General features: G+C 73.2%; 25 protein-coding genes. 18 read left to right on the top strand and 7 right to left on the bottom strand.

Features of this window, described 5'->3' with window-relative positions; all coding sequences use genetic code 11:
• Positions 1-30 precede the first annotated feature (30 nt).
• Genes HOO61_RS23190 through HOO61_RS23175 form a run of 4 tightly spaced genes read left to right on the top strand, consistent with a single transcriptional unit; the run spans position 31 to position 3694 of the window.
• Positions 31-897 (top strand): MoxR family ATPase, encoded by an 867-nt coding sequence (locus tag HOO61_RS23190; RefSeq protein ID WP_172262438.1) that lies wholly within the window; start codon positions 31-33, stop codon positions 895-897.
• Complete coding sequence (locus HOO61_RS23185) at positions 894-2021, top strand: VWA domain-containing protein (RefSeq protein ID WP_172262267.1); 1128 nt, start codon at positions 894-896, stop codon at positions 2019-2021. The genes HOO61_RS23190 and HOO61_RS23185 overlap by 4 nt, the downstream gene beginning before the upstream one ends.
• Positions 2014-3147, top strand: a complete 1134-nt coding sequence (locus HOO61_RS23180) for an XdhC family protein (RefSeq protein ID WP_172262265.1) — start codon at positions 2014-2016, stop codon at positions 3145-3147. Before HOO61_RS23185 ends, HOO61_RS23180 begins: the two co-directional genes overlap by 8 nt.
• Before the next feature lie 7 nt (positions 3148-3154).
• Entirely contained in the window at positions 3155-3694 is a 540-nt protein-coding gene (locus HOO61_RS23175) for an ATP-binding protein (protein WP_172262263.1), read from the top strand.
• Positions 3695-3821: 127 nt separating this feature from the next.
• On the opposite strand, the gene HOO61_RS23170 is transcribed toward HOO61_RS23175, so the two are convergent.
• Positions 3822-5258, bottom strand: a complete 1437-nt coding sequence (locus HOO61_RS23170) for an HNH endonuclease signature motif containing protein (RefSeq protein ID WP_172262261.1) — start codon at positions 5256-5258, stop codon at positions 3822-3824.
• A gap of 221 nt (positions 5259-5479) precedes the next feature.
• Here HOO61_RS23170 and HOO61_RS23165 point away from each other — a divergent pair, with 221 nt between their 5' ends.
• The 6 genes from HOO61_RS23165 (at position 5480) to HOO61_RS23140 (ending at position 12317) form a co-directional block, all read left to right on the top strand.
• Positions 5480-6382, top strand: a complete 903-nt coding sequence (locus tag HOO61_RS23165; protein WP_172262259.1) for a hypothetical protein — start codon at positions 5480-5482, stop codon at positions 6380-6382.
• Positions 6383-6504: 122 nt separating this feature from the next.
• Positions 6505-7722, top strand: coding sequence for a transcriptional regulator (locus tag HOO61_RS23160; protein ID WP_172262257.1), 1218 nt, complete (start codon positions 6505-6507; stop codon positions 7720-7722).
• 80 nt (positions 7723-7802) lie between these two features.
• A complete protein-coding gene (locus HOO61_RS23155; protein WP_172262255.1) occupies positions 7803-8285 on the top strand; it encodes a (2Fe-2S)-binding protein in 483 nt (160 codons plus the stop codon).
• A complete protein-coding gene (locus HOO61_RS23150) occupies positions 8282-10756 on the top strand; it encodes a xanthine dehydrogenase family protein molybdopterin-binding subunit (RefSeq protein ID WP_172262253.1) in 2475 nt (824 codons plus the stop codon). Before HOO61_RS23155 ends, HOO61_RS23150 begins: the two co-directional genes overlap by 4 nt.
• Positions 10753-11598 (top strand): xanthine dehydrogenase family protein subunit M, encoded by an 846-nt coding sequence (locus tag HOO61_RS23145; RefSeq protein ID WP_172262251.1) that lies wholly within the window; start codon positions 10753-10755, stop codon positions 11596-11598. Before HOO61_RS23150 ends, HOO61_RS23145 begins: the two co-directional genes overlap by 4 nt.
• Positions 11599-11600: 2 nt before the next feature.
• A complete protein-coding gene (locus HOO61_RS23140) occupies positions 11601-12317 on the top strand; it encodes an SRPBCC family protein (protein WP_172262249.1) in 717 nt (238 codons plus the stop codon).
• 6 nt (positions 12318-12323) lie between these two features.
• On the opposite strand, the gene HOO61_RS23135 is transcribed toward HOO61_RS23140, so the two are convergent.
• Complete coding sequence (locus HOO61_RS23135) at positions 12324-12935, bottom strand: alpha-ketoglutarate-dependent dioxygenase AlkB (RefSeq protein WP_367650290.1); 612 nt, start codon at positions 12933-12935, stop codon at positions 12324-12326.
• A gap of 120 nt (positions 12936-13055) precedes the next feature.
• Here HOO61_RS23135 and HOO61_RS23130 point away from each other — a divergent pair, with 120 nt between their 5' ends.
• A complete protein-coding gene (locus tag HOO61_RS23130) occupies positions 13056-13778 on the top strand; it encodes a GntR family transcriptional regulator (protein ID WP_172262245.1) in 723 nt (240 codons plus the stop codon).
• A gap of 6 nt (positions 13779-13784) precedes the next feature.
• On the opposite strand, the gene HOO61_RS23125 is transcribed toward HOO61_RS23130, so the two are convergent.
• Both HOO61_RS23125 and HOO61_RS23120 read right to left on the bottom strand, forming a co-directional pair.
• The gene (locus HOO61_RS23125; protein ID WP_172262243.1) at positions 13785-14369 is read right to left on the bottom strand and encodes a hypothetical protein; all 585 of its coding nucleotides are present in this window, start codon (positions 14367-14369) and stop codon (positions 13785-13787) included.
• On the bottom strand, positions 14366-15232 hold the full coding sequence (locus HOO61_RS23120) for an oxygenase MpaB family protein (RefSeq protein ID WP_367650289.1): 867 nt from the start codon (positions 15230-15232) through the stop codon (positions 14366-14368). Before HOO61_RS23120 ends, HOO61_RS23125 begins: the two co-directional genes overlap by 4 nt.
• 119 nt (positions 15233-15351) lie before the next feature.
• On the opposite strand from HOO61_RS23120, the gene HOO61_RS23115 reads away from it, so the two are divergent.
• Positions 15352-15786 carry a hypothetical protein gene (locus tag HOO61_RS23115; protein WP_172262239.1) on the top strand — a complete coding sequence of 145 codons (435 nt, stop codon included), beginning with the start codon at positions 15352-15354 and terminating at the stop codon, positions 15784-15786.
• Between the two features lie 9 nt (positions 15787-15795).
• Here HOO61_RS23115 and HOO61_RS23110 read toward each other — a convergent pair whose 3' ends face one another.
• Positions 15796-17445 carry a DNA repair helicase XPB gene (locus HOO61_RS23110; RefSeq protein WP_172262237.1) on the bottom strand — a complete coding sequence of 550 codons (1650 nt, stop codon included), beginning with the start codon at positions 17443-17445 and terminating at the stop codon, positions 15796-15798.
• A gap of 67 nt (positions 17446-17512) precedes the next feature.
• On the opposite strand from HOO61_RS23110, the gene HOO61_RS23105 reads away from it, so the two are divergent.
• Entirely contained in the window at positions 17513-18217 is a 705-nt protein-coding gene (locus HOO61_RS23105) for a hypothetical protein (RefSeq protein WP_172262235.1), read from the top strand.
• Positions 18218-18227: 10 nt separating this feature from the next.
• Here the strand turns inward: HOO61_RS23105 and HOO61_RS23100 are convergent, their stop codons facing one another.
• Together HOO61_RS23100 and HOO61_RS23095 are read right to left on the bottom strand one after the other, a co-directional pair.
• A complete protein-coding gene (locus tag HOO61_RS23100; protein WP_172262233.1) occupies positions 18228-18755 on the bottom strand; it encodes a CGNR zinc finger domain-containing protein in 528 nt (175 codons plus the stop codon).
• A gap of 33 nt (positions 18756-18788) precedes the next feature.
• Positions 18789-21059, bottom strand: a complete 2271-nt coding sequence (locus tag HOO61_RS23095; protein WP_172262231.1) for a helicase C-terminal domain-containing protein — start codon at positions 21057-21059, stop codon at positions 18789-18791.
• 68 nt (positions 21060-21127) lie between these two features.
• Here HOO61_RS23095 and HOO61_RS23090 point away from each other — a divergent pair, with 68 nt between their 5' ends.
• From HOO61_RS23090 to HOO61_RS23070, 5 genes are read left to right on the top strand one after another with little or no spacing between them, the layout of a single operon-like run.
• Positions 21128-21943, top strand: coding sequence for a PP2C family serine/threonine-protein phosphatase (locus HOO61_RS23090; protein WP_172262229.1), 816 nt, complete (start codon positions 21128-21130; stop codon positions 21941-21943).
• On the top strand, positions 21940-23034 hold the full coding sequence (locus tag HOO61_RS23085; protein ID WP_172262227.1) for an FHA domain-containing protein: 1095 nt from the start codon (positions 21940-21942) through the stop codon (positions 23032-23034). Before HOO61_RS23090 ends, HOO61_RS23085 begins: the two co-directional genes overlap by 4 nt.
• A gap of 22 nt (positions 23035-23056) precedes the next feature.
• Positions 23057-24229 carry an RDD family protein gene (locus HOO61_RS23080; protein ID WP_172262225.1) on the top strand — a complete coding sequence of 391 codons (1173 nt, stop codon included), beginning with the start codon at positions 23057-23059 and terminating at the stop codon, positions 24227-24229.
• 35 nt (positions 24230-24264) lie between these two features.
• Entirely contained in the window at positions 24265-25455 is a 1191-nt protein-coding gene (locus HOO61_RS23075) for a GAF domain-containing protein (RefSeq protein ID WP_172262223.1), read from the top strand.
• Positions 25341-26120, top strand: coding sequence for a helix-turn-helix domain-containing protein (locus HOO61_RS23070; protein ID WP_172262221.1), 780 nt, complete (start codon positions 25341-25343; stop codon positions 26118-26120). Before HOO61_RS23075 ends, HOO61_RS23070 begins: the two co-directional genes overlap by 115 nt.
• Positions 26121-26191: the final 71 nt, after the last annotated feature.

The following is a 26191-nucleotide window of genomic DNA, read 5'->3' as shown; positions in this document are numbered from 1 at the left end:
GGTCGTAGCCTGAGTCGCATGGTGCACGGGATGGACTCCGCCGCCGACGTCGCGGCCCGGCTGGGCGCGACCGGCTACCTCTCCGACGACGAGCTGGCGACCGTCGTCTTCCTCGCCGCGCGGATGCAGCGCCCGCTGCTCCTCGAGGGCGAGCCCGGCACGGGCAAGACGGCGCTCGCCGAGGCGCTCGCGCAGAGCCTGGAGCTGCCGCTGGTGCGGCTGCAGTGCTACGAGGGCATCGACGCCAGCCAGGCCCTCTACGACTGGGACTTCCCGCGCCAGATCCTGCACCTGCGGGCGCTCGAGGCCGGTGGCGAGGTCGATCCCGACGAGGCCGAGAAGAGCCTGTACGACGAGCGCTTCCTGCTCGCGCGCCCGGTGCTGGCCGCCCTGCGGCAGGCGCCCGCGGTGCTGCTGGTCGACGAGGTCGACCGCGCCGACGACGAGTTCGAGGCGTTCCTGCTGGAGGTGCTGTCGACCTGGCAGGTGACGATCCCCGAGTTCGGCACGGTCACCGCACCCGAGCCGCCGCTGGTGGTGCTGACCTCCAACCGCACCCGCGAGCTGCACGACGCGCTCAAGCGCCGGTGCCTCTACCACTGGATCGACCACCCGGGGCTCGACCGCGAGGTGGAGATCGTCCGTTCCCGGGCGCCCGAGGTCAGCGAGGAGCTGGCCCGGCAGGTCGTCGGGGTCGTGCAGCAGCTGCGGCAGCGCGACGACCTGCTCAAGCCGCCCGGCGTCGCCGAGACGCTCGACTGGGCCCGTGCGCTGACCTACCTCGGCACCACCGACCTGGACCTGGCGTCGGCGGCCAGCACCCTCGGTGCGCTGCTGAAGTACCGCGAGGACGCCGACCGCGTGCGCGCCGCGCTCGACCGGATGCTCTCGCGATGAGTGCCCTGCTCCACGAGGCTGACGAGGTGCTCCTCGGCTTCACCCGCGCCCTCCGCGCCGCGGGCGTGGCGGTCACCCAGGACCGCGCTCACGGCTTCCTCGCGGCGGTCGCGGCCGTCGGCGCCGACGACCGGCAGGCCACCTACTGGGCCGGGCGGGCCACGCTCTGCGGCTCGCCTGACGACCTCGCCCGCTACGACCAGGTCTTCGCGGCGTGGTTCGACCCGCGCGACGGGTTGCCACGCGCCCAGCAACGCGAGGCCTCGCGTCCCTCGACCGCGCACCTGCTCCCCGAGGTCGAGGGGGCCGGGGGAGCGGGGGAGACCGAGGAGGAGGACGTGCTGCGCGCGATGGCGTCGGAGGCCGAGGTGCTCCAGCACCGCGACGTCGCCTCCCTCGATACCGCTGAGAGGCGGCGTCTCGCGGCGATGTTCGTCCGTCTCTCGCTGCACCCGCCGGTGCGTCGTACGGCCCGGCACCGGCGTTGGCACCGCGGCGAGCTCGACGCCCCGCGCACCCTGCGCAACTCGCTGCGCCACCTCGGCGAGCCCGGCGAGATCGCCTGGCGGCGGCGCGGCACCCGCCCGCGCCGGGTGGTGCTGCTCGTCGACGTGAGCGGGTCCATGACGTCGTACGCCGACGCGCTGCTGCGCCTGGCCCACCGGCTGACCCGCTCGGCGCGGGCGTCGGGAGGCACCGTCGAGACGTTCACGGTCGGCACGCGACTGACCCACGTCACCCGCGCCCTGCAGACCCCCGACGCCGACCGCGCCATCGTCGCGGCCGGCGACGTGGTGCCCGACTGGTCCGGCGGCACCCGGCTGGGCGAGACGCTGCGGTTCTTCCTCGACCGCTGGGGCCAGCGGGGGATGGCGCGCGGAGCCGTGGTCGTCGTCTTCAGCGACGGCTGGGAGCGCGGCGATGCCGGACTCCTGGGCGAGCAGATGGAGCGGCTGCAGCGGATCGCCCACCGGGTGGTGTGGGTCAACCCCCACCGCGGAAAGGCGGGCTACGAACCCCTGCAGGGCGGGGTCGTGGCGGCGCTGCCGCACTGCGACGACTTCCTCGCCGGGCACTCGCTCGCGACCTTCGCCGAGCTGACGGAGGTGATCGCCCGTGCGTGACGTGCTGCCCGAGCTCCTGCAGTGGTGGGAGGCCGGCGAGACCATCGGCGTCGGCACCGTCGTCGCGACCTTCCGCTCCGCCCCGCGTCCGGCGGGGGCGTCGATGCTGGTGGGCCCCGACGACACCGCCGTCGGCTCGGTGTCGGGCGGCTGCGTCGAGGGCGCGGTCTACGACCTCGCGCAGTCGGTGGTCGCGTCGGGCGAGCCGGTGCTGGAGCGCTACGGCGTCTCCGACGACGACGCCTTCGCTGTCGGGCTGACCTGCGGCGGCATCCTCGACGTCTTCGTCGAGCGGGTCTCGCGCGAGACCTTCCCGCAGCTCGGCGAGGTGGCGGCCGACATCGAGGCCGGGCGGCCGGTCGCGCTCGCCACCGTGATCGAGCACCCCGACGCCTCGTGGGTGGGCCGGCGCATGGTCGTACGCCCGCACGCACCCGCCGACGGCAGCCTCGGCTCGGAGCGCGCGGACGCGGCCGTCCACGACGACGCCCTCGGCCTGCTCGCGGCAGGCACCAACGCCACGCTGACCTACGGCCCGGACGGCGAGCGGCGCGGCGAGGGGATGCGGGTCTTCGTGTGGGGCTTCGCCCCCAAGCCGCGGATGCTGGTCTTCGGCGCCATCGACTTCGCCGCCGCCGTCGCCAAGGTCGGCTCCTTCCTCGGCTACCACGTGACGGTGTGCGACGCCCGACCCGTGTTCGCGACCACCTCACGCTTCCCCGGCGCCGACGAGGTGGTCGTCGACTGGCCCCACCGCTACCTCCAGGCGGAGCTGGACGCCGGGCGCATCGACCGTCGCACCGTCCTGGCCGTCCTCACCCACGACCCGAAGTTCGACGTGCCGCTGCTCGAGGTCGCGCTGCGCCTCGACGAGGACGTACGGCCCGGTTACATCGGCGCCATGGGCTCACGTCGTACCCACGACGAGCGGATGGCGCGGCTGGTGGAGGCGGGCCTGTCCGAGCAGGAGCTCGCGCTCCTGTCCTCCCCGATCGGCCTCGACCTCGGTGCCCGGACACCGGAGGAGACCGCCGTCTCGATCGCGGCCGAGATCGTCGCGCGCCAGTGGGGCGGATCGGGGGAGCGGCTGGCCGCCACCAGCGGGCGCATCCACCACGACGACTGAGACCGCGATGACGACACGACCGACCCTGTTCCTGACTGTCGGTCTGCCAGGAACCGGGAAGACGACAGAAGCACGACGCATCGAGGTCGAGCAACAGGCTCTCCGCCTGACGAAGGACGAGTGGGTGAAGGCCCTCTACGCCCACGCAAACCCGCCGTCGGCCTCGGGCGTGATCGAAGGACGGCTCATCGAGATCGGCCTGCGCGCACTCGAGCTCGGTATCAACGTCGTCATCGACTTCGGCCTGTGGGCTCGAGACGAGCGCTCCGCGCTACGCCAAGCTGCTGCCGACCTCGGCGCGGCGGTGGAGATGCGCTACTTCGAGCTGCCGCCGCCGGAGCAGCGGAGACGACTTGACCGGCGCCAGACCGACGAGCCGCACACGACGTGGCACATGTCCGACGAGGCGCTCGTCGAGTGGGCTGACGTCATCAGCGTCCCGACCCGAGGGGAGCTCGACGGCAGCGAACCTGTCGGTGCCCCGCCGGCAGGATTCGGGAGCTGGGAGGGGTGGCGCAGGCAGCGCTGGCCGCGCTCGGTCCCCTGAGCCCGAATACTCCGAGCCTGCAACCGAGCGGCTACTCCCTGTCACCCGTGGCAGGGAGACACCTATTCACGGCTCCGGACGTGCCAGCGGCCCCGCAACCAGTTGGGTGGCGGGGTGCGGGGCGGGGTCATCGTCGGCGGGGTCGCGGGATGCGTACGACGTCGGCTGGGTCGGGTGGCCCCGGTGGGCCTGGGTCGTCGATCGGGCTGGTGCCGGTGTGGTCGCGGCGGTAGCGGTGCCCGTGCGGGCTGGTCCACTCGAAGGTCCCGGGCGCGATCGTCTGGTAGCGCCAGGACGAGTGCGTCTTGAGGCGGTGGTGGAAGCGGCACAGGCAGGCGAGGTTGTCGCTCCGGGTCGGACCCGGCTGGAGCCGACCCTCGGCCTCGGCGTCATGGTCGTAGGGAATGACGTGGTCGACGTCGCACCGTCTTGCGGGTCGGGTGCACCACGGGAACACGCAGGTGCGGTCGCGGAGGACGACCTGTTCGCGGATCCGGTCCGGGATCGCGTAGGCGTCGGTGGCCAGCTGGGTGTTGAGGTCGATGACCGGCTTGATGGTGACCTTGGTCCGCGAGTCGGCGCACCAGGAGCGGACCTGCTCGAGCAGGACGAGTCGCTGGCCCTCCTCGAGACGGCCGATGGGCCCGAAGACGGTGGTGTCGCCGGAGAACCCGGCGTCGAAGTGGGCGTCGAAGTGGGCGTGGAGGACGACCTCACGTGCCACGGGCAGCCGCTGGGGGTCGGTTTCGGTTCCGGCGAGGTCGAGGGCGGTCTGGGTGCGGGCGAGGTCGCCGAGGGCCTTGGCTCGACGGACGTCGAGGGGCTCGGTCGACCCGAGCGCCTTCTGAGTCTCGGCGCCGTGCGCCACCGCACGGTCGAGGTCGAGGGCGTCAGCGATGTCGACGTCGGCCTCGATGCGCATGGTGCCGGCGAAGTGGACGTCCTGGGTGTCGATGGTGACGTGGCGCGGGTCGATGTGGAGGTAGCCGTCCTCCGGATCCGCAGCCGGATCGGCGGTGGCGAGGTCGTAGCGCTTGATCGCCTCCGCGACCAGCCGGTCCAGCTGCGCCGGCCCGACCCGACCGGCGACGGCAGCCACCTGCGCGTCCACAAAGCCCGCGGCCTGACTCGTCAACGGGGGCGAGGAGTGGATGGTGGCCTCGGCAACCGCCCGGGCCTGCCACGCCGGCACCCGGCCGGCGTGGACCTGCGCCCACAACCGGGGCAGGCGGTGACGCAGCTCCAACGCCTGACCGATCAGCTTCTTCGCCGCCGTGGACGACATCCCGAGCACGCCGCCGAGCTCGGCGACACAGAACTCCGCCACCAACGGTGCACCCTCACCCGCGATCGGCTCCTCGTGCTCACAACCCTGCGTTGTGAACGACGCAGCGTCGTGGATCGACTCCGGCGGGTGCAGGTCAGCCCACGCCGCGGCGAGGACGAGCTGGCGGGCGGCTTCGGCGTGCTCGACCTCGCGCGAGGAACGGATCGCACGCAGCAGGTCGGAGGCGGTGAGGTCCTCGACCCCACCTGCCACCCGCCCTGCCGACGCTTCGCTCATGTGTTCGAGTCTACGGATCACCACCGACAGCGGCGCCGGGGCGATCCACCGGTTGTGGACGGTTCCGGCCCGTCCTCTCCTTCGCCGAACTCACGACGGGGTCCACCTCTCTTTGACCCTCGAGGCGGGTCCCGTGACGGTCGCTGGGACGCTCCTCCGCGAGCGGCGTACCACAACCCCCGAGTTGGCCCGTCGGGCGCCCCTCACTTATGGTCCTTCGGATGTTTTCGCTCCCTGTGTCTCCCCGTGCCCTCGTCCGACCGACCGCCGCTCTCGTCGCGGCGGTCCTGCTGCTCACCGGCCTGACGCTCGGCAGTGCGCCGGCACAGGCGGGCGACAAGGAGCGCACGCAGGAGCGGAAGGCGTTCACCTCCGGCAAGAAGTTCGCAGTCGCGACGCTCAACCTCAAGAAGGGGATGCGGGTCGCGGGCATGCGCCACGACATCGGGCGGGTGCTGAGCAGTGACGCCTCGGTGATCGGGTTCCAGGAGCGCCTGTTCAGCCGCCCGGCGCTGCGCGCGTCCCTGCCGAAGTCGTGGACGCTGCTGATGCCGAAGGGCCCGACGGGCACGGACGACAACCCGATCGCCTTCGACAAGGACGTCTGGGAGCTCGAGAAGACCTGGTCCGCCCTCCTGACCGGGAAGACGTGGCGCAGGCAGACCGGTCAGATCGCCCACGACCAGTACGGCGTCGTGGCGGTGCTCCGGCACCGGAGGACCGGCCACACGATCCGCGCCGTGAGCTTCCACCTGCCCAACCACCTGCACAACCGCCGCACGGGCGGTCCCAACTACGGCAACCGCGGTGGGGTCCAGGCGATGTGGCGGATGGCCAGTCGGATCCGCTTCCTCAAGGAGGACGCCCCGGACGCGCACCAGTTCGTCGCGATGTGCGACTGCAACGTCACCGAGAACCGCGACACGGGCGACCACCTCGTGAAGGGACGCATCACCCGACCTCTCGGGCTCGAGACGAACTACAGCGGTCGCAAGGGTGGGTCGGGGATCGACTACGTCATGGGTGAGCGCGCATCCGCCTACCGCATCGACTCGTTCGAGTCGCACCGCAAGCTGGTCACCGACCACCCGGGCATCGTCGCCACCTTCGCGCGCACCCGCTGAGCCGTGCGGCGCCACGCCGCCGTGACCCGATCTCCGGCCGGCCTCCGGCCGACCTGCTGACGGTTTCCCTGTTGTGCCGGTCACACTCGGGCTAGGTTGGCCGCGACCGACCGGGAGCCGCCATGACCAGCGATGACCTGCACGCCCGACGCGTGGACGCCGTCCGCGCCTGGACGCGCTTCGTCGAGGCCGGCGACGCCGACGCGGTGCGGCCGGAGATCCTCCGCAGCTGGGAGCTGTCGGGCGTGGTGTCGCCCGGGGTGGCCCAGGCGCCGCTCGACGACGAGTCGGACACGGCCGACTTCTGGGCCGCCTCGCCCCTGCAGACCGCGGTGTCGCGGGTCCAGGACGAGCTGCGTCGTACCGCCGAGGACGGCGACCTGGTCGTCGCGGTGACCGACGACGAGACCCGCATCCTCTGGACCTACGGCGGGCGGGTGATGCGCCGCAAGGCCGAGAGCGTGAACTTCGTCCCCGGGGGTCGGTGGGACGAGCAGAGCGTCGGCACCAACGCCCTCGCCATCGCCGGCCGCACCGGCGCCCCGTCGATGGTGTTCAGCGCCGAGCACTACGCCGAGGTGGTGCACAACTGGGTGTGCTGGGCGGCCCCCGTGTTCGACCCGGTCACTGGCCGGTCGCTGGGCGTGATCGACCTGTCGACGACCTGGGACCGCACCCACCCCATCGGGCTCGCCACGGCGCGCGTGATGGCGCGACTCATCGAGAGCGCGCTCCCCGCCGACCGTCGTACGACGCTGGCGGGCGACGCCCCACCGACCGAGCCCGGCCTCACCCTCACCCTGCTCGGCACCGCCCAGGTGTGGCTCGACGGACAGCGGCTGCTCCTCAACCGGCGCCAGACCGAGATCCTCGCGCTCCTCGCCCTCCACCCCTCCGGCCTCTCGGTCGAGCACCTCCACGCGCTGCTCTACGGCGACGCGTCCGTGACCACGTCCACGCTGAAGGCCGAGGTCTCGCACCTGCGCGCCGCGTTGGCGGGGCAGCTCTCCTCGCGTCCCTACCGCCTCACCATGCCGGTGTCCACCGACGTCGAGGAGGTGCAGCGGCTGCTCCGGCGAGGCGACGTGCGCGCCGCCGTCCGCGCCTACGGCGGCGACCTGCTCCCCGGCACCGACTCGCCCGCCCTCGTGCAGATGGGCGACTACCTCGCGGTCAGCGTCCGCGAGGCCCTGCTGGCGCACCCGGACGCCGACGCCGTGCTGCGCTACAGCGAGCTCGCCCCCTACGACACCGCCGTGGTCGAGGCGTGCCTCGCAGCCCTGCCCGTGCACCACCCGGTCGCGCCCCTGCTGAAGGGGCGGCTCGCCAGCCTGCGCTGAGGCACCGACCAACCGGCTGCCAACCGCCCCGGCCTAGCGTCGGCGTCGAGTGACCCACCTCACACGCCCGGAGGCGCCGCATGACCAAGATCGAACTCACCGTCGACGGGGCCGCGGTCTCCGACGACGTCGAGCCCCGCATGCTGCTGGTGCAGTACCTGAGGGAGAAGCTCGGCAAGACCGGCACCGTGATCGGCTGCGACACCTCGAACTGCGGGGCGTGCACCGTCCACCTCGACGGCACGAGCGTGAAGTCGTGCAACGTGCTCGCGGTGCAGGCCAACGGCCGCACGGTGACCACCATCGAGGGTCTTGCCGACGCGGCCGAGGGCGAGCTGCACCCCGTCCAGGAGGCCTTCCGGGAGTGCCACGGCCTCCAGTGCGGCTTCTGCACCCCGGGCATGATCATGCAGGCGGTCGACCTGCTCGCGGAGAACCCGCACCCGAGCGAGGAGGAGGTGCGGCTCGGCATGGAGGGCAACCTCTGCCGCTGCACCGGCTACCACAACATCGTCAAGAGCGTCCTCCACGCCGCCGGCTCCACCGAGGGGGCGAAGGCATGACCGCCACCCAGGACCGTCCCGCCGACGAGAAGGAGATCGGCCGCGACCGGCGCCGCAAGGAGGACCAGCGGCTGATCACCGGCCGAACCCGGTGGACCGACAACATCACCCTCCCCGGGATGCTCCACCTCGCCATGGTGCGCAGCCCCTTCGCCCACGCCACGATCACCTCGATCGACGTCGCGGACGCCAAGGCCTCGCCCAACGTGGTCACCGTGCTGACCGGCAAGGACTTCGGCGAGGAGCTCGGCGTCAACATCAACGCCTGGCCGATCACGCCCGACCAGAAGGCGCCGGTGCACTCGCCGATGCCGGCCGACCGGGTCGCCTTCGCCGGCGAGGTCGTCGCGGTGGTGGTCGCGCGCAGCGCGGCCGAGGCGCGCGACGCGGCCGAGCTCGTCGACGTGGAGTACGACGAGCTGCCCGCCGTGCTGGGCATCAAGAACGCGCTCAAGGACGAGGTGCTCGCCCACCCCGACCTCGGCACCAACAAGTCGGCTCTGTGGGTCTTCGACTCCAACGACGCCGGCACCGGCAGTGACGCCGAGGCGGCCATCGAGGAGGCGCGCAGAAACGGCATCCTGATCGAGCGCGAGTACCGCCAGCAGCGGCTGATCCCCGCCTTCATGGAGCCGCGCAGCGTCGTGGTGGACCCGACCGGCGAGCAGATCACCATGTGGTCGGCGACCCAGATCCCACACATCCTGCGCTTCGCCCTGGCGGCCACCACCGGCGTGCCCGAGTCGAAGATCCGGGTCATCGCTCCCGACGTGGGCGGCGGCTTCGGCGGCAAGCTGCAGACGACGCCGGAGGAGTGGATCGCCTGGGCGGTTGCGCGGCGGCTGGCCAAGCCGGTGAAGTACACCGAGACCCGCAGCGAGAGCCTCGTGGCGGGCCACCACGGTCGCGACCAGGTGCAGACGCTGACCCTGGCCGCCGACAAGGACGGCAAGGTGACCGGCCTCAAGGTGCACCTCGACGCCGACATGGGCGCCTACATCTCCATCATCGGCGGCGGCGTGCCGGTGCTGGGCGCCTTCATGTTCAACGCCATCTACAAGTTCCCCGCCTACCGCTTCGAGTGCCAGACGGTGCTGACCAACAGCACCTGGACCGACGCCTACCGTGGTGCCGGGCGGCCGGAGGCGACGTACGCCATCGAGCGGCTGATGGACGAGCTCGCAGCCGAGGTCGGGGTCGACCCGTTGGAGATCCGTGAGCGCAACTGGATCACCCACGAGGAGTTCCCGTTCACCACGGTGGCGGGCCTGGAGTACGACACCGGCAACTACGAGGCGGCGACCGCCAAGGCCAAGGCGTCCTTCGGCTACGACGCGCTGCGCGCGGAGCAGCGGGAGCGGCGCGAGCGCGGCGACCGGGTGCAGCTCGGGATCGGGGTGTCGACCTTCACCGAGATGTGCGGCCTGGCACCCAGCCGGGTGCTCGGCAGCCTCGACTACGGCGCGGGTGGCTGGGAGCACGCGAGCGTGCGGATGCTGGCCACCGGCAAGGTCGAGATCGTCACCGGGGCCAGCGCCCACGGGCAGGGCCACGAGACGGCGTTCAGCCAGATCGTCGCCGACCGGCTCGGCGTCCCCTTCGAGGACGTCGAGGTGCTGCACGGCGACACGCAGATCTCCCACAAGGGCCTCGACACCTACGGCTCGCGGTCGCTCGTCGTGGGCGGGGAGGCCCTGGTCAAGGCGGTCGACAAGGTCGTCGAGAAGGCCAAGCACCTCGCGGCACACCTGCTCGAGGCCAGCGCCGACGATCTCGACTACTCCGGCGGACGGTTCACCGTCCGCGGCACCGACCAGGGCGTCGCGATCCAGGAGCTCGCGACGGCAGCCTTCGCGGCCCACAACTACCCCGAGGACATGGAGCCGAGCCTCGACGCCGAGGCGACCTACGACCCCGTCAACTTCAACTACCCCCACGGCACGCACCTGTGCGCCATGGAGGTGGACACCGAGACCGGTGCGGTGAAGATGCGGAAGTACACCTGCTGCGACGACATCGGCACGATCATCAACCCGCTCATCGTGGCCGGGCAGGTGCACGGCGGGTTGGTGCAGGGCATCGCGCAGGCCCTGTGGGAGGAGGCCGTCCACGACGAGTCCGGCACGCTGGTCAGCGGTTCGTTCGTCGACTACCTCCTGCCGACGGCCGCCGACACGATCTCCTTCGACGTCGTCCACGTGGACGATCCGAGCGTGTGCACCACCAACTCGCTGGGCACCAAGGGCGTCGGCGAGGCCGGCACCATCGCCTCCACGCCGGCGGTCGTCAACGCGGTCGTCGACGCCGTACGCCACCTCGGGGTCAACGACATCCAGATGCCGTGCACGCCCGAGCGCGTGTGGCGGGCGATCCATGCCAACGACGGCGACGCAGCGACCCCGCCGGACGCGATGCCGCACTTCCAGGAGGGCGCCCTCAACCAGGACAGCACGGACGGAGCAGGCCAGTGATCCCGGTGAAGTTCGACTACCTCGCCCCCACGTCGGTCGAGGAGGCGCTGGCCGCCCTCGGCGAGCACGGGGACGACGCGAAGATCCTCGCCGGAGGGCAGAGCCTGCTGCCGGTGCTGCGGATGCGGCTCAATGCTCCGGAGGTCGTCATCGACCTCGGCGGCATCTCGTCGCTGCGCGGCATCCGGGACGACGGGGACGCCCTCGTGATCGGCGCGATGACCACGCACCACGACGTGCGCGACGACAGCCTGGTCAAGGAGCACGCCCTGCTGCTGTCGAAGGCCGCCGCGGAGGTCGCGGACTCGCAGATCCGGCACCGGGGCACCTTCGGCGGCGCGCTCGCGCACGCCGACCCGGCCGGCGACCTCGGTGCCCCGGCGCTCGCACTCGGCGCGCAGTTCGTGATCGCCGGCCCGGGGGGCACCCGCACGGTCGAGGCCACGGACTTCTTCGTCGACCTCTTCGAGACCGCGATCGGTGACGACGAGATCCTCACCGAGGTGCGGATCCCCAAGCACACCGGTTGGGGTGCGCACTACGAGAAGTTCGTGCGCGTGGCCCACCAGTGGCCGATCGTCGCCGTCGCCGCGACGGTGAAGGGCTCGATCGACGAGGCCCGGGTCGGGCTGACCAACATGGGCTCCACCCCGCTCCGGGCGACTGCCACCGAGCAGGCGCTCGCGGGCGCGACGGCGACCGAGGGCGGCGTACGCGAGGCGGCGCAGCTGGCTGCCGACGGGACGAACCCGCCCTCGGACCTCAACGGCGCCGCCGACTACCGCCAGCACCTCGCCCGGGTGCTCACCGGGCGGGCGGTCCTCAAGGCGGCGGGCGCCTAGGCATGGAGCTCAACCACCGCTTCACCGTCCCGATCGGCGTCGAGGAGACCTGGGCCCACTTCAACGACATCGCCTCCGTCGCCGAGTGCTTCCCGGGCGCCCAGGTGACGGAGGCCGACGAGGAGTCCTTCACCGGGTCGGTGAAGGTCAAGCTCGGACCGATCGCGCTGCAGTACAACGGCAGCGGCACGTTCGTCGAGAAGGACGCCGAAGCCCACCGCTTCGTCGTGGACGCCAAGGGCAAGGACAAGCGCGGCAACGGCACAGCGGGGGCGAAGGTCACCGTCTCGATGGCCGAGGCCGGCGGCTCGACCGACGTCTCGGTGGAGACCGACCTCGCCATCACCGGCAAGCCCGCGCAGTTCGGGCGCGGGGTGATGCAGGACGTCTCCGACAAGCTGCTCGGACAGTTCGTCAGCTGCCTCGAGCAGCGGCTCGCGGCCCCGGAGGTCGCGGAGGTCCTGGAGGTCGCGGAGGCCCCAACGGCACCGGAGACGCCACCGGCCCCGCCCCCGACGGGAGCGGCTGCGGCGCCCCCAGCGGCACCGGCGCCGCGCGTGGCGCAGCCTCCACCGGGACCTGCCGCCGCACCACGGGAGCCCGAGGCGCTCGACCTCGGCAGCGCGGTGCTGCCGGTGCTGGCGCGGACCTACTGGCGACCGGCGCTCGCCGCGCTCGTCCTCGTGGTCCTGCTGTGGCGGCTGCTGAGGCGGCGGTGAGGCGGCTCAGAAGACGTTGAGCGGGCGGAACTGCACCGAGATCCGCGGTCCGGAGTGGGCGACCTTGGGCACGGCGTGCTCCCAGGTGCGCTGGCACGACCCGCCCATCACCACGAGGTCGCCGTGACCCATGGTCAGCGCGGTCGACGCACCTCCGCCGCGCGGGCGCAGCAGCAGCCGGCGGGGGTCGCCGACGCTCACGATCGCGACCATCGTGTCGGCCGTGCGACCCCGGCCGATCGTGTCGCCGTGCCACGCGACGGAGTCGCGCCCGTCGCGGTAGTAGCAGCAGCCGGCGGTCACGAACGGCTCGCCCAGCTCGGGGAGGTAGTGGCGGCTGAGCGCGTCCCTGGCCTCGGTCAGGGCGCGGTGGGGCAGCGGGTGGTCGGCGAGGTAGGTGTGCACGAGGCGGGGGACGTCGACCACGGCGTCGTACATCTCGCGTCGCTCGGCACGCCACGGGACACCGTCGACGAGCGCGGAGAAGACGGCGTCGGGATCGTGGAGCCAGTTGCGCTGGACGTCGACCCACGCTCCGTGCGACAGGTGGCGACGCTCCGGCGACAGCACCACGGAACCCGCGGTGTCGTCGGCGAACAGGGACGTCTGGAAGTCCACGGTGCCCATGGTAGCCGATGAGTCGAACACGCGTTCGAAGATCAAGAAATCGTCAAGGCTTCGCCACAGGCTTGGTCAATTTGCGGACCGCCGGTATAGCCCAGTCCTACCCTGAGGAGCATGGAACCGGTGGACCTCGTCGTCCCGCGCCAGCGGGCGCTGAAGCACGTGCAGGTGCGCGAGCACGTCCGGGGTCTGATCGAGTCCCAGCCGCCGGGCTCCGCCGCCCCTTCCGAGCGCGAGCTCGTGGCGCGTTTCGGCGTGGCACGGATGACCGTGCGCCAGGCCCTCGACGCGCTCGTCGCGGAGGGGCTGCTCGAGCGGATCCCCGGTCGCGGCACCTTCGTCGCGCAGCCGCCCAGGGCGGCCGGCCGGCTCACGTCGTTCACCGAGGAGATCCGCCGCCGCGGGATGCTGCCGGAGTCGCAGACGTTGCTCGCCCGCGTCGAGCAGGCCGGTCCCGGAGTCGCGAGGGCGCTCGACATCTCGCCCGGCGACCCCGTGCTCCACTGGCGCCGCCTGCGTCGGGCCGACCAGGCCATCGTGTGCGTCGAGGACGCCTACCTCAACGAGGTCCTGCTGCCGGGCTTCCTCCAGCACGGCACGCCCACCAGCCTCTACGAGGCGCTCGCCGCCCGCGGCCTGCGCCCCACCGAGGTCGAGGACTCCATCAGTGCCGACCGGGCGAGTGCCGACGAGGCAGCGGTCCTCGAGATCGAGGAGGGCGACCCGGTGCTGCGCCACGCCCGCCGCGCGGTCTCCGACGGCCGCATCGTCGAGGTCTCCCGCACCTGCTACCGCCACGACCGCTACACCGTCTACCTCCAGCTCAACGACCGCTGAGCCGCGTCAACCGGCGTCGAGCTCGTCCAGCTCGCGCCGCAGGTTGGCGCGTGCCGCGACCTCCCAGAGCCCGCGTGCCTGCGGGGTGCTGAAGAGGTGCGGACGGACGACGAGGTCGCGGAGCACCGCCGCGCGACCGGCTCGGAAGTCGTCGTCGCCGACGTGCGCGAAGTCCTCCCGCACCCCGCCGACGTAGGCGTCATAGCGCTCCCGGGGTGCGGCCAGCACGCCCAGGTCGGCGTCGCTGAGCGCCGCGCCGGCGATGTCGTCGTCGGCCGGACAGTGGTCGACGGTCAGCCGCACCAGCCGCGCCACCTCGTCGGCGTACGCCGCCGGGAGGGCACGTCGGGCCCACCGGGCCGACCGCTCCTCGTCGTCGTCGGCCCCGTCGTAGACGGCGTCGTGGAACCAGGCGGCGAGGCCGACCGAGGTCGCGTCGAACGCGACCCCCGCCGCTGCGAGCACGTCGAGGCGGTCGAGCACCTCCTCGAGGTGACGCAGGTCGTGGTAGCCCGGGCGGTCCCACGCGGCCAGGAGCGCGTCGCGGACCGCGTGGTGGTCGGGCAGCGGCCAGCGGTCGGCGAGGCTCACTGCTGGGTCGCCCGCTGCAGCTCGCGCGCCTCGGCGTGACCCGACGCCATCGCCCAACGGATCGTCCGGGTGGCCGCTGCGCCGAGCACCCGGTTGGTCACCGGCGGGACGGGCGGCAGCCGCAGCTCACGACGTGCGTCCGCGGGCAGCAGGCCGATGGCGGCCGAGGCCAGCGCGAGGTAGCCCGGGCGCGCGGCCAGGGGCAGGTCGGGGTGCAGCAGCAGGAAGCGGATGGCCTCCTGGGCGGCCGGCGTGCCGCGCAGCTCGGTGCCGTACGCCGCGAGAGTCGCGTGCAGGTCGTCCTCGGACCGCGGTGCGCCGATCACCCCGAGGTGCTCGGCGGCGACGGCGGTCTGGGCGACGTACTCGTCGCGCTCCGGTCCGAACAGCGGCCGATGGCCGAATCGGTCGTGCGCGACGAGGAAGCTGTGGATCTCCGCGGCGTGCACCCAGCCGAGCAGGTGCGGGTCGGAGGCGGCGTACGGCGTCCCGTCGGGCATCGTCCCGGTCACCGACTCGTGGGCGCGCTGCACGGCGCCGATGATCCGCAGGGCGTCCTGCTCGGCGCCGAAGGTCGTCATCGCGATGTAGGTGGAGACCTGGGCCAGCCGTCCCCACATGTCGCCGCGGTAGCCCGAGTGGTCGGCGACGCCCTGCATCGCGGCGGGGTGCAGGGACTGCAGCATGACCGCGCGGATGCCGCCGACGAACATCGAGGCGTCGCCGTGCACGCGGCCGATGGGGGAGTCGGGCTCGAACCACCGCGGCCCGGGGGTGCCGTGGACGCGCTGCCGGTTGCGGGGGCCGTCGGGGCCGGCCACCTTGCTGAACAGCTCGGCGCCGAGGCGGTCACGGAGGGTCACGCCGTCGAGGCTAGCCAAGGCCCCGAAGCCTTCCTGTTGCTCAATCGCACGAGGGCCCGACGCTCCGGACGGGAGGAATGCAGTGGCGTCCCGCGAACCGGTGACGCGATGCTGTCCGAATGCAGGAGGAGCGCAGGGACGCCGTGGCGTTCACCGTCGACGGGACGGGCGACGCGACGACCATCGACATCGCGGTCAACGGGCGCCCGCTTGCTGACCTCGCAGCGGAGGTCGAGCGCGCCTACGACCGGTCCCTCGCCGGCGCGTACGGCGGCCTGTCGCCGTACGTCGTCCGCAGCATCCACCACTACCTCGGGCGACCGCGCGCGACCTGGTTCGAGGACGGCGACACGGTCCTGCTCGGTTGCGACTGCGGGGAGTGGGGCTGCTGGCCGCTCACGGCGAAGGTCGTCGTCATGCACGACACCGTGCGGTGGTCGGGCTTCCGCACCGGCCACCGCGACTGGGACCTCGGCGACCTGGGCCCCTTCGAGTTCGCCCGGGACGACTACGAGCGGGCACTCTTCGCGCTCGGCCCGCACCTGACCGGGTGAGGGCTCGGCTCAGCTCGGCTCCGCGGACAGGTCGCCCGCGTCGACGATCCGGTAGGCGTAGCCCTGCTCGGCGAGGAACCGCTGCCGGTTCTGCGCGAAGTCGGCGTCCACGGTGTCGCGGGAGACGATCGTGTAGAAGTGCGCGCTGCGTCCCTCGGTCTTCGGCCGCAGCAGCCGCCCGAGCCGCTGGGCCTCCTCCTGGCGCGAGCCGAACGACCCGCTGACCTGGATGGCCACCTCGGCCGACGGCAGGTCGATGGAGAAGTTGGCGACCTTGCTGACCACCAGCAGGCCGATCTCCCCGGAGCGGAACGCGTTGAACAGCCGCTGCCGCTCCTTGACCGGGGTCTCGCCCTTGATGACCGGGGCATCGAGCATCTCGGCGATCTCGTCGAGCTGGTCGATGTACTGCCCGATCACCAGGGTCGGCTGGCCCGCGTGCTGCTGCACGAGGCGTCGTACGACGTCGATCTTGGCGTGGGTGCACGAGGCGAGGCGGTAGCGGGTGTCAGGGTCGCTGGTGGCGTAGGCGAGCCGCTCGCCGTCGGGCAGGCTGACCCGGACCTCGACGCAGTCGGCGGGCGCGATGTAGCCCTGGGCCTCGATGTCCTTCCACGGGGCGTCGTAGCGCTTGGGCCCGATGAGGGAGAAGACCTCGCCCTCGCGTCCGTCCTCGCGCACGAGCGTGGCGGTCAGGCCGAGGCGGCGACGCGCCTGCAGTTCGGCGGTCATCCGGAAGATCGGGGCCGGCAGCAGGTGCACCTCGTCGTAGACGATGAGGCCCCAGTCGCGGGCGTCGAGCAGCTCGAGGTGCGGGTAGACGCCCTTCCGCTTCGTCGTCAGCACCTGGTAGGTCGCGATGGTGACCGGGCGTACCTCCTTGACGGCACCGGAGTACTCCCCGATCTCGTCCTCGGTCAGCGACGTGCGCGCGACCAGCTCGTCCTTCCACTGCCGCGCGCTCACCGTGTTGGTGACGAGGATGAGCGTGGTCGCCCGGGCGTGGGCCATCGAGGCGGCGCCGACGATCGTCTTGCCCGCGCCGCACGGGAGGACGACGACGCCCGAGCCGCCGTCCCAGAAGGACTCGGCTGCCTCGCGCTGGTAGGGGCGCAGCGTCCAGCCGTCCTCGGCGAGGTCGATGTCGTGCGCCTCGCCGTCGACGTAGCCCGCGAAGTCCTCGGCCGGCCAGCCGAGCTTGAGCAGCGCCTGCTTGAGGTTGCCGCGCTCGCTGGGGTGGACCACGACCGAGTCGTCGTCGATCCGCGCACCGATCATCCCGGCCACCTTCTTGGCCCGGAGCACCTCCTCGAGCACCGGTCGGTCGGTCGAGGACAGCACCAGTCCGTGGACGGGATGCTTCTCCAGCCGCAGTCGGCCGTAGCGGCCCATCGTCTCGGCGACGTCGACGAGGAGGGCGTGCGGCACGGCGTAGCGCGACCAGGTCAGCAGCGCGTCGACGACCTGCTCGGCGTCGTGGCCCGCGGCCCGGGCGTTCCACAGCCCCAGCGGCGTGAGGCGGTAGGTGTGGATGTGCTCGGGGGAGCGCTCCAGCTCCGCGAACGGCGCGATCGCCTTGCGGGCCTCGACGGCCGAGGGGTGGTCGACCTCGAGCAGCAGGGTCTTGTCCGACTGGACGATGAGGGGGCCGTCGTTCACCACACGATTCTACGGACGGCACCCAGTCGCCTGTGCCACCATCGCGCAGACGACGAGGGGGGACTCGGTGGGCGACGAGCTGGAGTGGTACGCCGCGGTGGTCGCGGACATCAAGCGCTCGGCCGGTCTGCCCGACGACTGGGGCCACGCAGTCGGCCCGCTCAGCGCCGGGGAGGAGGTCGAGGACCGACCCGTCCCGCTGCTGAGGTCGGGCATGACGACCGCCGAGCTGCTGCCGTACGGCGGCACGGTGCGGACCCCGGGCGGTGCCGAGCTCGTGGTCGAGCGGCTCGTCTCCGCGCCCATCCGCACCCCGCACGGTGCGGTCGCTGCCCTCGACCCGATGTCGCTCGAGTGGCAGGGGATCGACGTGCGCGTGGAGCTGCGCGGCGAGGAGCAGCCGGTGGAGGCGGCGGTCCTGCGGCGTGAGACGCCCGCCGGCGAGCGCGTGACATGTGGCGCGGCGGTGGTCGGGCGTCTCGAGCGCGTCGCCGACTGGGTGACGATGCCCGGCGACCTCCGCCTGTCGATCGACAAGGGGTGCGCCGCCTTCGTCGCCGGCGACCGGGTCGACGACCTGGTCGAGCTGGCCGGCGAGCTGGCATGGCCCTACGTCCCCGACGGCCTGCGTCCGGTCGAGGTGGACGGGGACGTGATCGGCGCCTGGGTCGATCCCGGCGACGGGCCCTACGGCTACGAGGCAATGATCGGACGCAACCGCCACGGCATGCCCGTGGCCCTGCTCGTCGACTTCCACGTCCTCCCGCGCTGAGCGCGTCGGGTCAGCTCGCGGCTCCGGCCTTCTGTCGTGCCCGGAACGCCGCCACGTTGGCGCGCGAGGAGCAGCGGTCGGAGCAGTAGCGGCGCGACTGGTTGGGGGAGGTGTCGACGAAGACGTGGTCGCACCGGGGCTCCGAGCACGTGCCGAGCCGGGTGGCGCCGAGGTCGCAGACGAGGTTGGCCAGCCCCATCAGTGCCTCGCCGATCAGCAGCTCGGCGACCGACGCTGCCCGGTTGGCCACGTGCATGTGGAGGTTGTCGGGGTCGTGGTCGGAGATCATCGGCGTGACGGGGTGCTCGGCGAGCAGGTCGTTGATCGAGCTCACGACGAGCGCCACGTCGTCGGCGTCCGAGGCCTCGAACACGGGCCGTAGCGCTGCCTGGAACGTCTGCACGGACTCGACGTCACCCGCGACCACCGAGCGGTGCAGCCAGGAGCGGCCGGCGAGGTGCTCGCGCAGCGCCTCCTCGTCGTGCAGGTCGGCGTTGACGAGCGCGGCCGCGCGCTCGGCGTACCGGATGAAGTCCATCTTTCAAGTGTACGGAGGCGGCCACGCAGGCGGTCAGGCGTGTCGTACGCCCGTGATGCGGTGCACGGCGAACTCGCGGACGTCGTCGGCACGGTGGTCGTACGCCGACAGCCGACCGCCGTCGAGGCGGCGCGGGTCGACGACGCGCTCGCCGTTGGCGCCGTGGTTGTCGACGTAGCCGATGACCACGGTGCTGCCTGCCTCGATGGCCTCCCGCAGGGCGGCCAGCGCGCCGGAGGGGGTCGTGGTCGCCTCGGCGCTGGCCGGCCGGGACGACTCGGCCCGGTCGCCCACGCGGATGGCCGTCGCCACGGCCTGGACCTGCGCCGCCTGCCGCGCCGCCACCGCGCCGGCGGGCCGGCGGCCGCGACGGGTGCGGGCGCGCTGCAGGTCGGGGCGGCTCACCCGGACGGTGCCGTCGGCCGCCTCGACGACCGGGGCGGCACCCAGCTCGCGGAGCCGGGGCAGCAGGACGTCGAGTGGCGAGGTGGCGATGGCGACCGTCGGGGCGAGCAGGCGCAGCCCCAGGCTCCGCCCCCGTGGGTCGTGCACGAGGGCGGCCAGGGCGGCCTCGTCGTCGGCGCGCAGGAACGCCTCGGCGTGCCCGACCCGCACGGTGCCGAAGGTGCGGGCGACGTCGTCGACCAAGAACTCCAGCGGCTGGGGGACCGGCGTGTGCGACACCGTGCTGAGGAACTCGCGCACCTCACCGCTCGACAACCCCGCGTCGAAGCCGCGGCGCAGCGAGCCGGAGGTGAAGCGGTAGACCGTCGCGCCGCCGCGCGACTCCACGTCGGCGAGCAGGTGCAGGCGGCGGGCCACCTCGGTCTCGAGCGGACCCGGGGCGACGGCCGTGAGGTCGGCCTGGAGGAGGACGTGGTCGACCGGGCGGGGGAGGTGGGGAGCGATCGCCTCGGCGGCCGCCGGCAGGTCACCCGCCGCGACGTGCCGACCGCTGGACGGGAGACCTCCTGCGCCGGTGACCCCGAGCGCCGCCGCCTCCGACAGCGCAGCGGTGACCAGGTCGGCGAAGACCGTGGGGCGGCGCGGACGCAGCCAGGCGACGCGCTGCACGAGCGACGCGATGCCCGTGCCCACGGCGAGCACCTCGCCGTCGGGCACCTCGGCCAGCACCTGCAGCGCCAGCCGCCGGGCCTCCTCGGCGAGCCCGCTGGAGAGCTCGGGGGCGAGCGCGTTCCAGGACTTGCCGGCGGGGTCGCGCGACCCCACCAACGACGGCACCCGGCTGCTGGTCAGCCACCCGCCCACCAGGCGGGCCCACCGCTCCGCGAGCGGCAGGCCGGACCAGACGTCGAAGTCGTCGGTGGGCAACCAGGAGGGGGTGCCGTCGGTGTCGGCCGCCTCCGCGACGAGACCGGCGGTCAGCGCCACCTCCACGACCAGGGCCGCCCCCGGCTCGTCGACGTGCAGCTCGCGGGCCACCGCCTTGAGGTCGCGGACGGCGAGCCCGCCGCTGCGCAGGACGCTCGGCGGCTGCACGCCCCAGTGGTCGAGCAGCAGCTCCACGCGTCGTACGACGTCGAAGGCCGCACCCGCGGCCGTCCGGGCGACCAGCGAGGCGTCGCGCGACGCGGTGGCCAGCGGAGGCACCTCGTCGACCGGCTCCAGGGTGGTGCGACCGCCGCGGAGGGCGAGGCCCACCTCGCCCGGCAGCACGACGGCGTCACCCTCGCGGGGCACGAGCAGGCGCCTGCTGATCAGCTCCTCGGCCGGCGACCGGGCCTCCGTCGGCGACACGGTGCGTCGCGCCGAACCGGTCGTGCCCTCCCCGCCGTGGTCGTCGACGTGGCGCAGCAGGGCGGTCGCGGCCGGGGTGAGCTCGGCGATCCGCGCCGCCACCTCGTCGGGCGGCGCGGGCTCGGGACTGGAGGGTCGCAGGCCGCTGACCAGGCCCGGCATGCCCCGCATCGCGTCGGCCACACCGGTGAGCGCGCGCACGCCGCCGGGCGCCTCCCAGGCGAGGGCCAGGTCGAGCAGGCGCTGCAGGGCCGCAGCCGTGCGGGCCTCGTCGGCGTGCACGATCGAGATCAGGTCGGCGGAAGTGGTTTGACCTGCAACCAGAAGGGCATCAAGCACGGAAAGCTCGAGGCGGTCCAGGCCGTCGAGGGCGCGATGGATCGATGAGCGCGTGGCAGCCCGCGAGGCCAGCTGCGAGGAATCCTGAGGGGCGGGTGTGGCGAGATCCGGACGGGCCCTGAGCAGCGCCACGAGCCGCTCGTCCGGCCAGCTGCGCAGCTGGTCGGCGAGGGTGCGTGCGGGTGTCGTCCGCGCTGAACTGGACATCCCTCTTACGCTACTCGCCGGGCCGGCACCGCGGCCCCACATCTCGACACGGGGCGAAGAGGGCCGACATGCTGGACGTTGATCTGCATCACGGGGCGTCGACCGACGTCGGACTGGTGCGGAAGGTCAACGAGGACTCCTACCTCGTCGCCCCTCCCGTGTTCGTGGTCGCCGACGGCATGGGCGGCCACTCCGGCGGCGACGTCGCGAGCCAGATGGTCGTCGAGGAGTTCCAGCGCCTCGCCGAGTCCTACGACCCCCGGCGAGGTGCCGAGCTGGTCGCCGACGCCTTCGCCCGTGCGCAGGCGCGGATCGTCGACTACGGCGACGCCCACCGCGCGCTCCACCCCGGCTGGCACGCCGGCACCACCGCGGTCGTGGCGGTCCTCGTCGTCGACGACGGCACCACCAAGTGGCTCCTGGCCAACCTCGGCGACTCGCGCATCTACCGCATCGTCGAGAGTCGCCTCGAGCAGGTGAGCGTGGACCACTCGGTGGTCCAGGAGCTGATCGACTCGGGCCACATCACGGCCGAGGAGGCCTCGGTCCACCCCGAGCGGCACGTCATCACCCGGGCGCTCGGCAGCCCGGAGGGCATCCAGCCCGACTTCTTCCTCCTGCCCCTGGGGTCGGTCGAACGCCTCCTGCTCTGCAGCGACGGCGTGACCGGGATGATCGAGGACGAGGAGATCGAGGAGATCCTCGAGTCCGTCGCCGATCCGCGCGACGCGGCCGACGCGCTGGTGCGCGCGGCGGTGGCCGCCGGAGGTCGCGACAACGCCACGGCGGTCGTCATCGATGTGGTGGGATTGGTGAAGGACGCGACCTACGACTCCCGGCGCCAGCTCGAGAGTCTCGAATCCAAGCTGGGGGGACGACTGTGAGCACTGAGGCCAGGTTCGCGCCGGGGGACTGGTACGCCGTGGTCGGCGACCGGGTGACGGTCCTGCTGCCGGGCAGCCAGCGCGGCCGGGTGGCCACGTTGTGGGACCTCGCCGACTCCGGCGCCGGGGCCGAGGCCCTGCTCGACGCCCTCCTCGCGGGCGGCCTGTCCTCCCTCGACCACTTCGCCCTCGTCGCCCACGACGACGACTCGACCCGACTGATCGTGCGCGGTGCGCCGACGGCGACCGTCTCATCGACGGGTGGCGAGGAGATCCTCAGCGCCGCGCCCGGCACCACGTGGGCCGAGCAGGTCCTGGCCGGCGTCACCAGCGTCCGGGTGACGCTCAACGGTGAGGGATCCGCCGACCACCGCCTCACCCCCGGCCTGGCCCGGGTCTCGGCCGTCGAGTTCGGGACGCCGTCCGCACCCGTCTCCGTCGAGGAGCCCGCCGCAGGGGAGCCCGCCGTCGCTCCCGCCGCGGACGCCGAGCCGGAGCCCGAGCCGGGTCCGACCCCGGACGCCGAGCCGGAGCGCTCGTCCGTGACCGACCTCGAGGCCCCCGCCGCGCCGATGCAGTTCGGCTCGCCGGAGGACGACCCGACCCCGACGGGCGAGACCCCGGTCGTCGCGGACGACTGGTCCGACCGCGACGGCCAGACGCAGGTGGGCGCCCCGGTCGCCGACTTCGAGCGCCCACCCATCCCCGGCCAGGAGATCGCGCCCGACGTGGTCGCGCAGCCGGTCGCCTCGCTGGTCTTCTCCACCGGTGACGTGGTGGCCGTCGACCGCACCGTGCTCGTGGGGCGCGCCCCCGAGGCCCGTCGCTTCGCCTCCCATGACCAGCCGCACGTCGTCACGGTCCCCAGCCCGCACCAGGAGATCTCCTCCACCCACCTCGAGATCAGGCCGGGGGCCGGTGCCGACCACGGCTCCGCCATCGCCACCGACCTCGGCTCCACCAACGGCACCGTGCTGGCCCAGCCCGGTCTCGACCCCGAGGAGCTCAAGCCCGGCATCGCCGTCAGCCTGATCCCCGGCGCCGTCCTCGACCTCGGCGACGGTGTCACCATCCAGGTCACCAACCCCTGACCAGCACCCACCGAGACCAGCCGTGACCCAGCACCCCCAGGCCGTTCCGCAGGCCGCTCCCCAGGCCATGACCTACCCCGTCGCCGAGCTCGAACGGCGATTCGCGGCCTTCGCCGTCGACCGCCTCCTCGCGTGGAGCCTCATCGCCGCGGTCGGGGTCGCGACCGCCCTGTTCGTCTCCGACGACCTGTGGACCGTCGTCGGAGCCGTGGCCGGCACGACCGTGCTGGTCTGGCTCGTGCTCGCCGTCGTGCTGGGCGTCAGCGGCACGTCGCCCGGCAAGGCGGTCTCGGGACTGCGCGTGGTGCACCACGGCACGGGCACCCCGATCGGGGTCGGCCCGGCGCTGCTGCGCTCGCTCGTGCTCGGCGTGGCCGGGCTGCCCACCTTCGGCCTCGGCGTGGCCACCCTGGCGTGGACGGCCGTCGAGGACCGCGGCCGGCAGCGTCGCGGCTGGCACGACCACCTCGCCCACACCGTCGTCGTCGACGTACGTCCCGTGGTCGAGGTCGACGACACCGCTGCCGACGACGCCCCGCGCCACATCGTCAACCTCACCGCGATGCGGCTCGTGCCGGCCCCGCCGGTCGAGCAGGTCAGGACGCCCGAGCGCTCCGAGCACTCCATGCGTCGCCAGCCCCTCCCCGCCGACCTCGCGCGACCGGCACCGACCCCGACGCCCACGCCCGCTCCGGCCCCCGCTCCGACCCCGCCCCCGGCTCCCGCACCCGTGCAGCAACCCGCCCAGCCGCAGCCGCAGGCCCGACCCGCGCAGACGCCGCCGGTGCCGCCGCAGCAGTGGTCGCCGCCGCCCGCGCAGCCGGTGCGACAGGGCCCGCCGCCGGGGACGCCGATGGCCCCGCCGCGCTGGCGGGTGCACTTCGACAACGGCGAGAGCTTCGTGATCGCCGGTCTCGCACTGGTCGGGCGTCGTCCCGAGCCGCGCGCCGGGGAGCAGGTGGCCCACCTGATCCCGCTGGCCTCGGCCGACATGTCGGTCTCGAAGACGCACGCCCAGTTCGGCCCGGCCCCCGACGGGACGATCGTGGTCATGGACCGCGGCTCGACCAACGGCACGGTGCTGGTGCGCCAGGGCGTCTCGCGCCAGCTCGCCCCCGGCAAGCCGGCCTCGCTGGTCGACGGCGACAAGCTCGTCTACGGCGACCGCGAGATGGTCGTCTCCCGGGAGGGCTGAGCCAGGCAAGGCCGCGACGGGGCAGGATGGGCGACGTGTCGACCTTCCTGGACCTGCTCTACGACGAGGCGCCGCTGACCGCCTTCGACGAGCACCTCGCCCAGCGTGAGACGGGCGCGGACGAGGCGGAGGCGGCCCGGCTGCGCACGGAGTACGACGTCGCCCTCCGGCTGCGCGACCTGATGAGCCGCATGCGGTCGCGGGAGGCGGAGCTGTCCGCGCTCTACGAGACGGCGTCCGACCTGACCGCCATCCGCGACGTCGACACGATCCTCGCCGCGATCGTGCGCCGCGCGCGCCAGCTGCTGCACTGCGACATGACCTACCTCTCGCTCAACGACGAGGGCGACGGCGCGTCCTACATGAAGGTCACCGACGGGGCGCTGACCCGTGAGTTCCAGACCCTGCGGCTGCCGCTCGGCACCGGTCTGCTGGGTCTGGTCGCGCAGACGGGCGCGGCCTACTTCACCGAGGACTACGCCGCGGACGAGCGGTTCGTCCACCAGGGCTACATCGACGAGGCCGTGGCGGGCGAGCAGATCCGCGCCATCCTCGGGGTGCCGCTGGTGCTCGACGGCGTCGTGATCGGAGCCCTGCTCGCGGTGCACCGGTCCGTGCGCCGCTTCCCGCAGTCGGAGGTCAGCCTCCTCACGTCGTTCGCCGCGCACGCGGTGGTGGCCCTGGAGAACGCCCGCCTCTTCGCCGAGCTCGACGAGGCCAACCGCTCCCTGACCCGGCACACCGAGGCGGTCGACGCCGCGGCACTCGCCCACGACCGGCTCACCGACCTGCTCATCGGCGGCGGAGGGGTCGCCGAGGTGGCCGAGGTGCTCTCCGGCGTGCTGGGTGGCGCGGTGTCGGTCTGGGCGCCGACCGGGGAGCTGCTGGCGGGGGAGGACGCCGGACCGGACCGGCCGGACGCCTCCCCGGCGGTGGCCGGCGCGGTGGCCGACGCGGTGGCCTCGGGCCGGTCGGTGGCGACCGGGTCGGGACTGGTCGCGGCCGCCCTCGCCCGCACCGAGCACGTCGCCACCTGGTCCTGCGCCGCGACGAGCCGCTCGACCTCGCGGGTCGTCGTACGCTCGAGCGCGGGGCGCTGGTCACCGCACTGGTGCTGCTCTTCGCCCGCTCGGTCACCGACGCCGAGGAGCGCCTCGGTGGCCAGCTGCTCGCCGACCTGCTGGAGTCCGACCCCGCCTCGCGGGAGCGGCTGCGCGACCGCGTAAGCCGGCACAGTGCCAGCCTCGACGGCCCGGTCGTCGTGGCCGCTGCCACCGTCGACGGGGCCGACCGGCATCGCGCGAGCCGGGCCGCCGTGGCCCTGGCGCGACGCAGCTCCGGCCTCGCCGGCGAGCACCGCGGCGCCGTGGTCGTGGTGGTCCCGAGCGAGGACCCGCGCCAGGTCGGGGACGACCTACGGGCCGCGCTTGCCGAGCTGGGGGGAGTGGCGACCGTCGGGGTCGCCGGCACGAGCGACGCGCTCCACGGCGACCGACTGGTGACGGCTCACGACGAGGCGCGGCGCTGCCTCGACACGTTGGTGCGCCTCGGCCGCCGGGGCGCGGTGAGCGACCCCGCCGGCCTCGGGGTCGCGCGCCTGCTGCTCGGCGACAACGACCGCGAGCACGTCACCGCGTTCATCGAGGCGACGATCGGGCCGGTGCGTGCCTGGGACGAGCGTCGGAGGACCGGCCTGGTGGCCACCCTGGAGGAGTGGTTCGCCAGCGGCGGCCACCTCAAGGACACGGCGAGCGCCCTGCACGTCCACCCCAACACCGTGACGCAGCGGCTCGAGCGGGTCGGCGAGCTCCTCGGGGCCGGTTGGCGCGAGCCCGAGCGGTCCCTCGACCTCCAGCTCGCGCTCCGCCTCGCGCGCCTGCAGGACGGCTGACCGACGCCCGGGAGTGGGGCGCCGACACATGGTTAGCATCCAACTGTGGTGCCCCTGGCCATGTGCCGTGC

The organism is Nocardioides sp. zg-1230, assembly GCF_013155335.1.
Taxonomy (GTDB): domain Bacteria; phylum Actinomycetota; class Actinomycetes; order Propionibacteriales; family Nocardioidaceae; genus Nocardioides.
This window is presented reverse-complemented; position numbering and strand designations above follow the sequence as displayed.